This is a genomic window from Actinomadura fulvescens (assembly GCF_039533225.1).
Classification (GTDB): Bacteria; Actinomycetota; Actinomycetes; order Streptosporangiales; family Streptosporangiaceae; genus Spirillospora; species Spirillospora fulvescens.
The window spans coordinates 208,467-221,308 of the sequence record NZ_BAAATD010000010.1; the positions used below are offsets into that span (position 1 = coordinate 208,467).

The 12,842-nt window shown below is 67.2% G+C and carries 11 protein-coding genes and 1 tRNA gene; 2 read left to right on the forward strand and 10 right to left on the reverse strand.

From position 1 onward, the window contains the following. Positions 1-82: 82 nt before the first annotated feature. Positions 83-985 carry a ZIP family metal transporter gene (locus ABD333_RS32805; RefSeq protein ID WP_344546422.1) on the forward strand — a complete coding sequence of 301 codons (903 nt, stop codon included), beginning with the start codon at positions 83-85 and terminating at the stop codon, positions 983-985. 145 nt (positions 986-1,130) lie between these two features. Here ABD333_RS32805 and ABD333_RS32810 read toward each other — a convergent pair whose 3' ends face one another. The 3 genes from ABD333_RS32810 to dcd form a co-directional block, all read right to left on the reverse strand. Further along, on the reverse strand, positions 1,131-2,897 hold the full coding sequence (locus ABD333_RS32810) for an ABC transporter permease/substrate binding protein (RefSeq protein WP_344546423.1): 1,767 nt from the start codon (positions 2,895-2,897) through the stop codon (positions 1,131-1,133). Continuing rightward, positions 2,890-4,092 carry a quaternary amine ABC transporter ATP-binding protein gene (locus ABD333_RS32815; protein ID WP_344546424.1) on the reverse strand — a complete coding sequence of 401 codons (1,203 nt, stop codon included), beginning with the start codon at positions 4,090-4,092 and terminating at the stop codon, positions 2,890-2,892. The genes ABD333_RS32810 and ABD333_RS32815 overlap by 8 nt, the downstream gene beginning before the upstream one ends. A gap of 120 nt (positions 4,093-4,212) precedes the next feature. Further along, complete coding sequence (gene dcd / locus ABD333_RS32820) at positions 4,213-4,788, reverse strand: dCTP deaminase (protein WP_344546425.1); 576 nt, start codon at positions 4,786-4,788, stop codon at positions 4,213-4,215. A gap of 111 nt (positions 4,789-4,899) precedes the next feature. On the opposite strand from dcd, the gene ABD333_RS32825 reads away from it, so the two are divergent. Beyond that, positions 4,900-4,973: transfer RNA gene (locus ABD333_RS32825), tRNA-Gly, on the forward strand. A 250-nt stretch (positions 4,974-5,223) separates the two neighbouring features. Here ABD333_RS32825 and ABD333_RS32830 read toward each other — a convergent pair. The 7 genes from ABD333_RS32830 to ABD333_RS32860 all read right to left on the reverse strand — a co-directional run bounded on the left by ABD333_RS32830 (position 5,224) and on the right by ABD333_RS32860 (position 12,000). Beyond that, the gene (locus ABD333_RS32830) at positions 5,224-6,972 is read right to left on the reverse strand and encodes a relaxase/mobilization nuclease domain-containing protein (RefSeq protein ID WP_344546426.1); all 1,749 of its coding nucleotides are present in this window, start codon (positions 6,970-6,972) and stop codon (positions 5,224-5,226) included. Positions 6,973-6,997: 25 nt separating this feature from the next. Next, a complete protein-coding gene (locus tag ABD333_RS32835; protein ID WP_344546427.1) occupies positions 6,998-7,690 on the reverse strand; it encodes a hypothetical protein in 693 nt (230 codons plus the stop codon). Positions 7,691-7,709: 19 nt separating this feature from the next. Then, positions 7,710-8,129: a hypothetical protein gene (locus ABD333_RS32840; RefSeq protein WP_344546428.1), complete on the reverse strand. Its 420-nt coding sequence runs from the start codon at positions 8,127-8,129 to the stop codon at positions 7,710-7,712. 980 nt (positions 8,130-9,109) lie between these two features. Beyond that, positions 9,110-9,388 carry a DUF397 domain-containing protein gene (locus ABD333_RS32845; protein WP_344546429.1) on the reverse strand — a complete coding sequence of 93 codons (279 nt, stop codon included), beginning with the start codon at positions 9,386-9,388 and terminating at the stop codon, positions 9,110-9,112. After that, a complete protein-coding gene (locus ABD333_RS32850) occupies positions 9,303-10,166 on the reverse strand; it encodes a helix-turn-helix domain-containing protein (protein WP_344546430.1) in 864 nt (287 codons plus the stop codon). Before ABD333_RS32850 ends, ABD333_RS32845 begins: the two co-directional genes overlap by 86 nt. Before the next feature lie 320 nt (positions 10,167-10,486). Continuing rightward, positions 10,487-11,068, reverse strand: coding sequence for a hypothetical protein (locus ABD333_RS32855; protein ID WP_344546431.1), 582 nt, complete (start codon positions 11,066-11,068; stop codon positions 10,487-10,489). Then, positions 11,053-12,000, reverse strand: a complete 948-nt coding sequence (locus ABD333_RS32860) for a hypothetical protein (protein WP_344546432.1) — start codon at positions 11,998-12,000, stop codon at positions 11,053-11,055. Before ABD333_RS32860 ends, ABD333_RS32855 begins: the two co-directional genes overlap by 16 nt. Between the last annotated feature and the right edge of the window lie 842 nt (positions 12,001-12,842).

Sequence of the window (12,842 nt, forward strand, 5' to 3'; positions counted from 1 at the left end):
TCGTTACCGTTCCGTTGCATCGTCGGGCTTTCTTGGCCCGTGCCTGGCTCCCGGGTGGCCTGGCGGCTGATAGGACCGGATCATGGTCGTGGTCCTGGCGGTGGTGTCGTGCCTGATGACGCTGGTCGGCGGCGTCGCGGCGATGCGCGTACGCCACCACCGGCACCTGGTGCTCGGGCTCGTCGGCGGGCTGATCCTCGGCATCTCCGCGTTCGACCTGGTACCCGAGTCGCTGGAGTTGTCGGACCTGGCGGTCCTGGGCGTTCCGGCGCCGATGGCGGGCTTCGCCTGCGGGTTCCTGCTGCTGCACGTCATCGAGCAGGCGACCGCGATCCACCAGGCGCACGAGAACGCCTACGCCCTGCACCACCACCGCCACGGTCCCCAGGGTGACCAGGCGTTCGGCGGTGACCAAGTGCGCGGAGGCGGCGGCCGAAAGTGCGGCGGCGGGCATGGTCACGGGACGGGCGGCCGGCATGGTCACGGGACGGGCGGCGGGCATGGTCACGGGACGGGCGGCGGGCATGGTCACGGGACGGGCGGCGAACAGGGCAAGGTCGGGCTGGTGGCGGCGAGCGCGCTGGTCGGGCACAGCTTCGTCGACGGGCTGAGCATCGGGCTGGGGTTCCAGTCCGGTACCTCGGTGGGGATCTTCGTGGCGATGGCCGTGATCGCGCACGACTTCGCGGACGGCTTCAACACGTTCACCGCCGCGTCCCTGCACCGTACGGACCGCGGGCCGGCGATCACGTTGCTCATCGCGGACTCGCTGGCGCCGGTGGCGGGGGCCGTGGTCACGCTGTTCGTCCAGGTGCCGAAGGCGGCGCTCGGGCCGTACCTCGGCTTCTTCGCGGGTGTCCTGCTGTATCTGGCGGCGGCGGAGATCCTGCCGGAGGCGCACAGCCGCCATCCGAGCGCGCTGACCCTGTGCGCGACCGGTTTCGGCGTGCTGGCGGTCATGCTGATCGTCGGCATCGCCGGGTGAGAACGGCCGAAGGCCGCCCGGACACGTCGTCCGAGCGGCCTTCCGTCGTTCACGTACGCCGAACGCGTCGTCCCGGGCGGCCTTCCGTCATGTACGCCGGACGCGTCGTCCCGGGCGGCCTTCCGTCATGTACGCGGAGGGTGGATCAGCCGGTGATCTTCTTCATGAAGCCGGGATTGGCCTTGGTCCACTCCTCGACGGCCGCGGCCTCGCGGCCCTTGTACTTGTTCATGATCAGGTCTTCCAGGGGGAACAGCTCCTGGTCGGCCATCTTGAACTTCTTAAGCCAGCCGGTCAGCTCCGGGAAGTCCTTCGCGAAGCCCTGACGGCCGAGCATGTGCAGCTTCTCGGCGGAGCCGAAGGTGCCCTTCGGGTCGGCCAGCGGCTTGATCGGGAACGTGGCGTACGCCCAGTGCGGCTTCCACAGCGTCACCACGATCGGCTGCTTGGCGTTCGTCGCCCGGGTGAGCTCGGCCAGCATCGCGGGCGTGCTGCCCTGGATCAGCTCGAACCTGCCGTTCAGGCCGTACCCGGGTATCACCTTGTTCTTGACGAGCTTCATCTCGCCCGCGCTGGGCTCGATGCCGATGATCCGGCGCTTGTAGCGCCCGGGGTTCGCGGCCAGGTCGGCGACGCTGTTGGCCGGGTCGTCCTTGGGTACGGCGAGCTGCATGCTGGCGTTGTCGTACCAGGTGCCCAGGTCCTCGATCTTGTTCTTGTACTTGGCGTAATAGTCGGCATGCGTGGCCGGGAGCCAGGCGTCAAGGAAGAGATCGATCTGACCGGCGGCGAGACCCGAGTAGAGCGGCCCCGCGTCGACCTGCTGGAGCTTGACGGCGTAGCCGCGCTTCTCCAGCTCGCCCTTCCAGAGATAGCTGATGGCGATGTCCTCGTCCCACGGGATGTAGCCGATGGTCAGCTGCTTCTTGCCGCCGTCGCCCTTGTCGTCACCGGTCAGCCCGATGCCGCCGGAGACCAGCGCGAGAACGAGCACGCCGCCCAGCGCGAACGCGGGCCGCGGCCGGTAGTGCAACGCCCCCTGCCAGCCGCGGGCGGCGGTGGCCGCCGCGGACCGGGCACGCGTCACCGGGCTCAGCCGGACGCCGAGCGCGCCGGTCAGCCGGTCCAGCGTGATGGCCAGGATGACCACCGAGAGACCCGCCTCGAAACCGCGGCCGACGTCCAGCTGCGTGATCGCGCCGAACACCTCGCCGCCCAGCCCGCCCGCGCCGACCATGCCGGCGATGACGACCATGGACAGCGACAGCATGATCACCTGGTTGACACCGGTCATGATGGTGCTCAGCGCCAGCGGCAGCTGCACCCGGGTCAGGGTGCGGCCGGGCGGGGTGCCGAACGCGTCGGCGGCCTCCACCATCTCCTTGTCGACCTGGCTGATGCCCAGCCGGGTGAGGCGCACCCCGGGCGGCAGCGCGAAGATCACGGTGGCGATGACGCCGGGCACCTCGCCGACCCCGAAGAAGAAGATCGCCGGAATGAGATAGACGAACGCGGGCATCGTCTGCATGAAGTCCAGCACCGGCTGGACCACCGTCGCCACACCCGGCCGCCGTGCCGCCAGGATGCCGAGCGGCACCCCGATGACCAGCGCCGCGATGCTCGCCACCAGCACCAACGCCAGCGTCGACATCGCCGCGTCCCACTCGCCCAGGTTGTCGATGAGCGCGAGCCCGACGAAACTCAGCACCGCGAACAGCGGGCCGCGCAGCCACCACCCCAGCACCGCGACGATGCCGGCCAGGGCCAGCGCGGGCGGGCCCCCGAGTACCGACTCCAGCCCGCCGACCAGGCCGCTGACCGCGTCACTGATCGCGTCGAACACCGGCCGGCCGTGGTCGGTCAGGTAGTCGACGGCGTCGTTCACCCAGTCGCCGATGGGGATCTTACGCATCGGCCATCACCGCCTCCTCCGCCGAACCGTTCAGATTGCCGAGCGCGGCCAGCAGCGTGACCCGCGGGATGACGCCGAGCAGCCGCCCGGCCCCGTCCACCACCGGCACCGGCAACGCGCTCTCCGCGCACCGGCTGAAGAGATCGGCCAGCGGCGTGTCGGGCCCGACCGGGTCCAGCTCACGTTCGATCAGCGTGTCCAGAGCGCCGACGCCGTCCCGGACGGCTTGCGCCGCCTCCTTGGCGTACACGGCACCGATCAGCTTGCGGTCGCGTCCCACCACGAACGCCCCGGCGGTCTGCGCCTCGCGCATCGCCCGTACCGCGGCCCGTGGACCGTTCCCAGGATCAACGACCGACAGCGGCTTCTCCATCACCGAGCTCGCCGTCAGCACCCGTGTGCGGTCCACGTCCGCCACGAACTGCGCCACGTAGTCGTTCGCCGGGTCCGTGAGGATCTCCTCGGCGGTCCCGATCTGGATCACGCGCCCGTCCCGCAGCATCGCGATCCGGTCACCCAGCCGCATCGCCTCCTTCAGGTCGTGCGTGATGAACACGATGGTCTTACCGAGCTCGCTCTGCAGCTCCAGCAAAAGCTCCTGCATCTCCCGCCGGATGAGCGGGTCGAGAGCGCTGAACGCCTCGTCCATGAGCAGGACCTCGGTGCCCGCGGTCAACGCCCGCGCGATCCCCACCCGCTGCTGCATGCCGCCGGACAACTCGTCCGGAAACCGGTCGCCCCAGCCCTCAAGCCCCACCAGACGCAGGAACTCGGTGGCCTTCTCAAGCCGTTCGGTCCGAGGAACGTTCTGCACTTCCAAGGCGTACGCCGCGTTCTCCAGCACCGTCCGGTGCGGGAACAAGGCAAAGTGCTGGAACACCATGCTGACCTTCTTCTGCCGCACCTCCCGCAACGCCTTGGGAGAGAGCTTCGTCAGGTCCGTACCATCGATCAGAATCTTGCCCGACGTGGGCTCCACCAGGCCGTTGAGCATCCGGATCAGCGTGGACTTCCCGGACCCGGACAGGCCCATGACCACGAAGATCTCGCCCCGGCGCACCTCGAACGAGACGTCGACCACAGCGGCCGTGCAACCCAGATCACGAATGTCGGCGCCCGAATCGAGCCTCCGAGCGACCTCCGCCGTCCTCCGGCCGAACACCTTTGTGACGCTTTCCGCGCGCAGTATGGACACGGTCTCCTTTCGGGCTTCCGCGGCACAGCGCGGAAACAGAGCACGAAGGCATAAACCAACGCTTTGTGCTACCCGAAACTACCTGCAGTCACCAAATGTTTCATCTTTGGGTGTTCTGGGTCACACCTTGGTGCGGTGGAAGTTGAGGTAACTCCGCGACGGCGTAGGCCCCCGCTGGTCCTGGTACCGCGACCCGTACCGCTCCGACCCGTAAGGGAACTCAGCCGGCGAACTCGTCCTGAACAAGCACATCTGCCCGATCTTCATCCCCGGCCACAACTTGATCGGCAACGTCGCCACGTTCGACAGCTCCAACGTCACATGACCGCTGAACCCGGGGTCGATCCAACCCGCCGTCGAGTGCGTGAGCAGCCCCAGCCGCCCCAGGCTGGACTTCCCCTCCAGCCTTGCGGCCAGGTCCTCCGGCAACCCGAAGACCTCATAAGTCGAGGCGAGCACGAACTCCCCGGGATGCAGGACGAACGCCTCGTCCGACTCGACCTCCACCAACCGGGTCAGATCACCCTGCTCGACCGCCGGATCGATGTGCGGATACTTGTGGTTCTCGAAGACCCGGAAATACCGATCCAACCGCACGTCGACACTGGACGGCTGAACCATGCCCGGCTCGTACGGGTCGATCTTGACCCGCCCGGACTCGAGCTCGGACCTGATATCGCGATCGGAGAGCAGCACGCCAGAAAACTACCGTGCCGAGCCCCCACCCGCGTCCGCCACACACCCCGTCTCGCCAACCACCCGGATTCCGGTACCATAACCGCACGGCCGTCCCCACCGACGGCCCGCGCGAGTGTAGTTCAATGGCAGAACTCCAGCTTCCCAAGCTGGTAGCGCGGGTTCGATTCCCGTCACTCGCTCCAAGAACCCCCAGCTCAGAGCCCTGATCATCCGAAGATGATCAGGGCTCAAGATCATTCGGCACCCAAATGGCACCCGGACCGCCCGCGATCAAGCGGCACCACCCGACACAAGACCGGGTGAGTTTCCGTCGGCCAGCTCACCTTGGATCTTGAAACGTCCAAGCCCTCATACCGGTAGCCAGCGCCATCGATCATGCTGCCGTGATCGTCTCCCAGGCCGCCGAAGGAGCCGGTGACCAAGGAGCGACGGCTACCTGCGGTGCCTTCTTGCCGAGGAAGGTCGGGATTGATCGCTTCGCTGTGCCGTGCTGGAGTCAGCACGGCTTCGAACGACGGTCGCCGTCTCCGGAGCGGGGAAGCCACTCATGGCGATCGTGGCGGGAGACGAAGGACTGATTGAGGTGATCAGCCAGGGAGTCTCTTCCGGCGTGGTCGGTGAGGCACTGCTGCGGCGGAGGTGTGTGCAGGCCATGCGGGAGGCTGCTTCCTGAGGAGGTCGGCCGCGGGCGCGGTGGAGCTGGGTGACGGCGACCATGAGTGTGAGCAGGCTCTGTGTCAAGACGGTGACCGCGTTGTTCATGGACGGTGTGATGCGACCGGCGAGCGCGAGGATGCGTGCGGCGGTGCGGAGGCCTTGGCCGGCGGGTGTCGGGTGGGGGATGCGTCCGAACGGTGCGCGGGCGGCGCGGTCGTAGGCATCGGCTGCTCGTCGTAGGTGCACATTGCCGGTCGCCTGGGCCGCGGAGTGCAGTAGATCGGCTGCGGCCCAGCAGGCATCACGGGCCGCGTAGGGGTTGATGACGCTGTAGCGGCGAATCTGGCCGGTGGCGTAGCTGGCGGCGCGGGCGGCGTCCTGGTAGATCGCTTGTCGTTCATCCGGGATCAGATCGAGCTGCACGAGGTCGCTGCGCTGTCGGCGGACGTCGCCGTTCCATCTTTGGGTGAGACGGGACCAGGTGAGGTCGGCGGCGAGACGTCCGCCGCTGTACCAGATGAGCTTGCCGTCCTGCCCTAAATGTTCGGGCAGCGAGACGGCGTAGCCGGTGATCTGCCCTGGATGGGTCTGGCTGAAGCGCTGGCGGATCAACACACCTACGCGGTGAAGCTGCTCGAAGAACTCGTCACTCGTCCGCGCCTGGTCTGCGGCTTGGCGGACGGTGGACCGCAGGACCGCTCGGGCGGACCGGCCGGATAGATGCCGTCCGGATACCGGCTGGTAGTCCGCGGCCTGCGGACCGGCCGGACCGGAGCACAATCCGATGCGCGGACCGGTGGTTCTGCGCGGACCGGGGACGGACCAGCGGCGGCGGAGTTTGGGGAGGGTGAGGTCGGCGGCGAGCTTGCCTCCGCCGTACCAGACCGGTTGTCCAGATGGAGCGCGGTCGCTAGGAAGCGCGACCGCGTATCCGGTGGCTGTGTGCGGATCGTGCCGGCTCATGCGCTTGTGGATCAAGATGCCTGCGCTGGCCAGCCGGTCGAAGAATTCCTGCTCGGTCCGCGCTCCGGCCGCCGCGGTCTGGACCTGACGCCGCAAGGCGGTCCGGGCCGGTTCGGTCCGTCCTTCTCGGACTGCCTTCTCGGCCTCGGCACGTTTGGGTCGACGGGCCGCGGTCCGGTCCGCTGGGGCGGTGGACCGGAGCCCGTAGCGGTCTTCGACGGTGCGGCAGGCATCTCTAACTCGGTAGCCGTCGTTCCACACGTTCGGCCGTCCGCCGTCCACGCGGGCGAGGGTGGCGACAATGTGAATGTGGTCGTCGGCGTGGCGGACGGCGATCCAGCGAACCGCGTCAGAATCTCCCCGCGGTGCCAGGCCGGTGCGCTGCATGATTTCGGTCGCGATATCGGCCCATTGGTCGTCGGACAGGATTGGGTCATCTGGGTGAGCGCGAAGGGGAAGGTGCCACACCGGCCGTGGGTGGGTGCGATCAGCCAACAGGGCCAGCGGTTGGCTCAGAAGCGTCTCCAGCCGCCGGAAGTCCCGCCGTCCATCAGCCAGCATTCCGGGTTCCAGGGCGGCTGGAGTGTCAAATCCCGCGACGACGTGCGGGTTGCGGTGTTCGTTGAATCGTCCCGGCCCGTACAGGTATCGGATCAGGCCCTGCACTCGGCTTCCCCGCAACACCTTCCCGATCACGAGGCGCTGACGCCCCCTGCGAGGTCGTGCCTTTGGCTACCGTTCTGCTCGCCTTCGACACGGCTGCGCTGGCCTCGCGGTCCCGATATGTGGCTTCGTTGCCCGAGGCCGCCAGCCGAAAGCGGCTCTTGAGTACGGCGCAGGCATGCGCGACCTGCAGATGATCGCGAGACAGCAGCAGACGGTCGCCTGCGCAGGAGTGCAGGCGGATGACGATGTGAATGTGATTGTCTGCGTGCTGGATCGCCGTGCAGGGTGCGATCGAGGACGAGAACCCGTCATTGATGGCGACGCCGTTCTGAATCGCGATCGCCAGCGCGACCTGCGCCCATCCCTCCTCGTCTAGGAGGAGTTCCTCTGGCGAGATGTGTACCCGGCTGTGCCACACGGGCTCTTCCTGCCGCCATCTCGCCGGAGGACTCAACATCGTGATCAGCTCGCGGCAGTCCCAGTCACCACCGACCAGCGGCTCAGGTTCCAGGAAAGGCTCCAAGAACAAGTCCGGGTAGCCGGTGATGATGCGAGGCACACCACCACTCGCGCAGCAGCCCTCGGCGAACAAACGCGTGATCAGCGCGACCACGTCCGCCGGACGTTCGCACTCATCGAACGTTCCTCCTGATTTCCTCCGCGACGTCGTCCAGCTTGGTGACGGTCGTAACGGCCACTCGCGCGTACTCCTGCAGAGCAGCCGTGGGATAGCCGGCCGAATGCAACGCGGCTACCGCTTGATTGAGATTGACGCCGACGCGGCGCACCTGCCCGGCCGCACGCATGACCTCGCTCATCAGCTCGCGGAGTGGCGACCACTGCGGCGGATCGCTTTGGGACGCCACCGCCACCACGACCTCCGCAGCGTAGGCACCCACCGCTAAGCCCAACCGCTGGGCCGCCGAACGCACGACGATGTACTCCGACTCCGAGACCTGCACTCGCAAGCTCCTGTCCCGCAGCACGCCACGACGCCGACATCGACGACGCCCCTGCCTCTGCTCGGCAATGCCGTCGCTGACTTCGTCCAACGAACCTCCTAAATCGTCTCTGCAGGCCCGGCGCCGACCAGCTGTCAGAGCCTCAGACGAACTGCCTCCCTCTGGACCGCGCCCGGTCCAGAACTTGTGTAAGTGCTGGTTACGCCATTTCTTGCTCCGCGAAGGCAAGGCCACTCGGTTGCCTTCGGGAAGGCGGTGCCAAGTCACGTCCAACAAGGCCAGCGCCACGGACGTCGCCATTCGCGAGAGAGCTCGGTCACGGCCGTTGATCTAGAACCTTGTCAGCAGGGTGGAGCACTGGAGGGAAGTGATCTTCGAGGGCCGAGCAAGCCTGGACTGCTCTGTGAAATCTGTTTGACATTGTTTGACAATGGATACGCTCTATAGTTTCACACGGCGCGCATGCTGGCCAGCTCACGAGCTTCTTTGACCAGCCCCATCACATGGCTGGCTACAGCCGATCTTGACGCTGCGCACTCGCCGGACCATGCCCCACTTGGGCAGCGGATTCTCTTCCGAACCCGTTTGGACCACGTTGGGACCATCCCCCGCACACGGGCAGCAGACAAACCGGGCGCATCTGCCGTAGCGCCAGGCGGGCCATCCCCGCATGCGCGGGGGGCAGTTCATCCGGGCGGCCAAGGAACGCCTTGAGCCGGCTCCATCCCCGCGTGCGCGGGGAGCAGTGGCAGTCCCGGCACGTCCATGAGTCCGAACTGGGACCATCCCTGCGCGGGGATGGTCCCGGGTCCAGCTCCCAGGGCGACTCGGACTGGCCCTGCTCCCCGCGCACGCGGGATGGTTCGGCACGGGCGATCCCCCACCGTTCGAGTAGACCCGCGCGACCTGTGCCCGTGTATTGGGCGGGAACCATCCATCAAGCGATGGGTGCGCGGAGACTCAAGAGGCTAGCCACAGCCGCCCTTCCGGCGCGTGCACTACACACTCGGACCCTATGAGCCGGGACGGCTGGGCCTACGTGAAGCGTTGTCTGGTCGCGTGCTAGAAGATCAGGGCTTCAGTTCGTCGGCGGTAATGTGGGCGGCGATTCCTCGCCACTGGGAACGGCTAAGAGTCAGCTTGGGGCCGTTGGGGTTCTTGGAGTCTCTGATCGCGACGCCGTGGTGGGTTGATGCGATCTCTACGCAGTCGTTGCCGGTGGCGCTTGATCGGCTGGCTTTGCGCCAGATCAGCTGGGGGTTGTCAGGCGGGGTTCTCATGGGACTGGGTGTACTCCTTGGCGATGTCGGCGATGAGGTGTGCCGAGTCCTCCTCAGACAGCGCCACATCCGATATGCGGCTGAATGTGAGATTACAGCGCCGGACCTGTTCGATCTCTTCGACGTAGACGTCGCCGACTGCGCTTTCGAGGTAGACCACGTCCAGTTCCATCGGGCTGGGGAAGCCGAAGATGACGAAGGATCCTTCGCCGAGCCCGGGATGTAGTCCGGCCGACATCGGGACGATACGGATGGAGACGTTGGGGCGCTGGCCCGAGGCGAGCAGTGATTGGAGTTGGCCTTGCATGGTGGCGGCGTCGCCGACGACCCGGCGGAGGACGACCTCGCCGAGAATCACCGTGAGCTTCGGTGCGTTCTGGCGGGCGAGGAGGGTTTTGCGGGTCATGCGCGCCTGGAGCCGCCGGTCGAGCTCCTCTTCTGAGAGGTCACCTGAGCGGATCATCGCGAACGCGTACTGCTCCGTTTGGAGCAGTCCGGGGATGAGTTCGATCTGCCAGCTCTTGATCTCGGAGGCGACGTCCTCCAGTTCGGCGAACGGGCCTGTGAGGACATCGTCGTAAGCCGTCCACCAGCCGCGCTTGCGGATGTCGCGGGCCAGTTGCATGAGCGCCAGCCTGAGGCTCTCCTCGCAGCCGTACAAATCGAGGATCGCCGCGACATCCGCCGGCTTGGGTTGGGCCTTGGCCGTCTCGAACCGCACGAGCTTTGGACGGCTCCAGCCAAGTGCTGCGGCGGCGTTCTCGGGGCTGAGGCCGGCGCTTTCGCGAAGCGCCCTCAACTCGCTGGCCAGACGCCGATGCCGCACTGTGGGGCTGTACTCCGCCATGGTCACTCAGTGTGGCACGCCATGACTGCCATCGTTCGGTCTATGAAGGGCTCAAGATCATTCGGCACCCAAATGGCACCCGCACGTGCCCAGACGCCACCGCGTCGGGCACGATCCCCCAGCCATTTTACCTGGCCATGCACTTGAAGTCGTGCGCCGACGCCAGGGCGTAATCGGCGGCGGCCTGGGCGCAACGAGCTGAACGGCGGCGCGGACTACGACAGGGATCGCTGCTCTGCCACGGGTATAGGGCCGCAAACGCTGACCGGGCGCTCACTGCAGGCTGTTTCTGGAAACGCAGTTGTTGGTCGCTTCCCTGATCACCAGGGCATCAGCTTCGACATCAGCGAGGTCGGCAGCGACGGGTTGGCGGCCGCTGCCTCCACGACTTGCCAGTCCTCATCGCTGAGCAAGTCGGCAATGACCTCCGGCGGCAGGGCCGGGTGATCGGCCGCGATGGGCCTGGCCTGCCGGTCGGTCAGGCAGGCCAGCAGTGCCGGGGCCGTCGCGTTGTGATGGCGGGCGACCTCGCGGAACGCTTTCCGCACCGGCGGCCGGTGCCGAGTCAGGTGCTCCAGCAGTGCCGGTGAGACGTCCGGATTCGTCGCGACCTTGGTGACAACGCGCACACCATGCTGGTCGACCATGGCACGTAGTTGCCTGTCGGACAGGCCTGGGTGCGGTGCGATGGACTTGAGCACCTTGGCGTCAGGGTCGGCGGCCAGCGCGTCACGAATCTCAGGCGGCAGATCACGTCGCCCGGCCACCAGCATCCGCACGGCCGGATCCGGTGAACCCGCCAGTTCCCTGACCTCGGCGGGTGAGGCAGCGGCGACCCGGGGCAACAGAGCGCGGCCGATCTTGGCTGTACCCGCCAGCCGGATGATCACCTCCAGCGGCACCCGGGGATTGTGCGCGACGCTGCGTTGGACGTCGTGGCCGGGGTCGGTGGCCATTCGCCGATCAGGCGGTCCCCGATCGCGGGATTCTGGGCCAGGGTGGCGCGGACACCGGGTTCTGGGGCGCCGGCGAGGTGTTCGTAGGTCGCCGGCGGAAGATCGGGGCGGGCGGCCAGTTGCTGGCGCAGCAGCATCGAGGGATGGTCGGCGAAGCCGATGACGGCTGCGGTCGGCGTGGCCGGATTCCGCAGCGCCCTCAGCTGAGTTTCGTGAACGGTGGACTCGTGGGAGCCGTCGCATGAGGCCCCCGGCGGCAGGTCACAGTCGGGCTCTGGGCAATGCGGATCATGAGCGAACGGCGTTGCGACGCGGTCGCAGACCAGGCACGATCGCGCCGGGTCCACGCCCTCTGCGGTGATCAGCGCAGCCAACACCTGCGGCGGTGTCGCTTCATTGCCCGCCACCGCGCAGCGGACCTCGGCGTGCGGATGCTCCGCGAGCAGCGCCGCCGTATCCGGTGTCGTCCACAACGCCAGCTCTGCCACGACCCGGAGGTCCCCATCGGCTGCCAGAAGCTCCCGCACGTCACCGGGAAGGCCGGGACACGTGGCCAATCTCTCACGGCGTCCGACGCTCGGATCCGCCGCAAGCCAGCGTGCCCATGCCGCATAGCCGCCACCATCGGCGAGCACGGCGAGCGCGGCGTCCGGCCGCGCGACCGGGTCGATGTCGTCGGCCATCAGCAGGCCCCGCGCCACCAGCCGCACAATGCTCTGTTCGATGCGCGGGGCCAACGCAACCGCCTGCGCACGAGTGAGATCCGCACGCTCGACCAGATCCGCAGCGATGTCCTCATCGACCATCGTGATCAGTTGATCGACCAGCTCAGCGCCAAGAGCCGGATTCCGCGCCAGCCCGCAAAGGACATGGTTCACAGAAGCATCATCCCCGAACCGTGATCACGCGGGTCGTGGGCCGTCCGCCGACGGGCGCCCTGCGGCAGCACATGCACAAGAGTTCCGACGCCCGTGCAGACCACCACCGAGCAGGACGGCACCCCGCGCAACTCGGCGAGACGTTCAGTCGTGCCGCCACCGCGTCCGCCTTGACTCGCCACGTTAGTTGTCACACGGGCTGTGCTCTGACCGTTCGCCAGGATGGTTGTCACCGTTGCTCAAGATTCTTGTCACCTGGACGCTGTTCGCAATCGACTTACGTACATCGCTCAGGCGGGCGGCCACGGGCCCAACGGGCGGCCCGCTCCAGGTAGTCGATGTATTCGTCCAGCAGCACCGACCCGTTCACCCAACGCCTCGGACCCGCTCTTACCTCGCGTTCTGCGATCGAAAGCGCCTCTTCGGCGGACTCGCTGGTCGCAACGGTGCGCCCCGCCCGCGTCGTCGCGACGGAACTCATTTACCCGGAGGGTCTCCGGATCGAAGTTCTCGGCCGGATAGAAGGCAGGGAACTGATCCATCGGCAGCATCCCCGGGCCGAGATCCTCGACCTCATACAGCCGGACCCGGATGGGCTCGAACCGGCCAGCCGGCCAGGCACAGGCCCACCGCAGACCCCGGCGGCCCTCCCCTTCGAAGGAACCCAGCAGCTGACCGATCTCCCGCCCCTGAAGACGGCCCCAGCAGCGAAAGACCTGTTGAGATAGCGCCCCAACAGCTCACCCCTCCATGAGGTGTGTCACCTCGGTGAACGCCGCAGCGGAAGCTCCCACAGGCTCCAAGACGACCGAGACGAACACCGTCCCCACACGCGGCTGCAG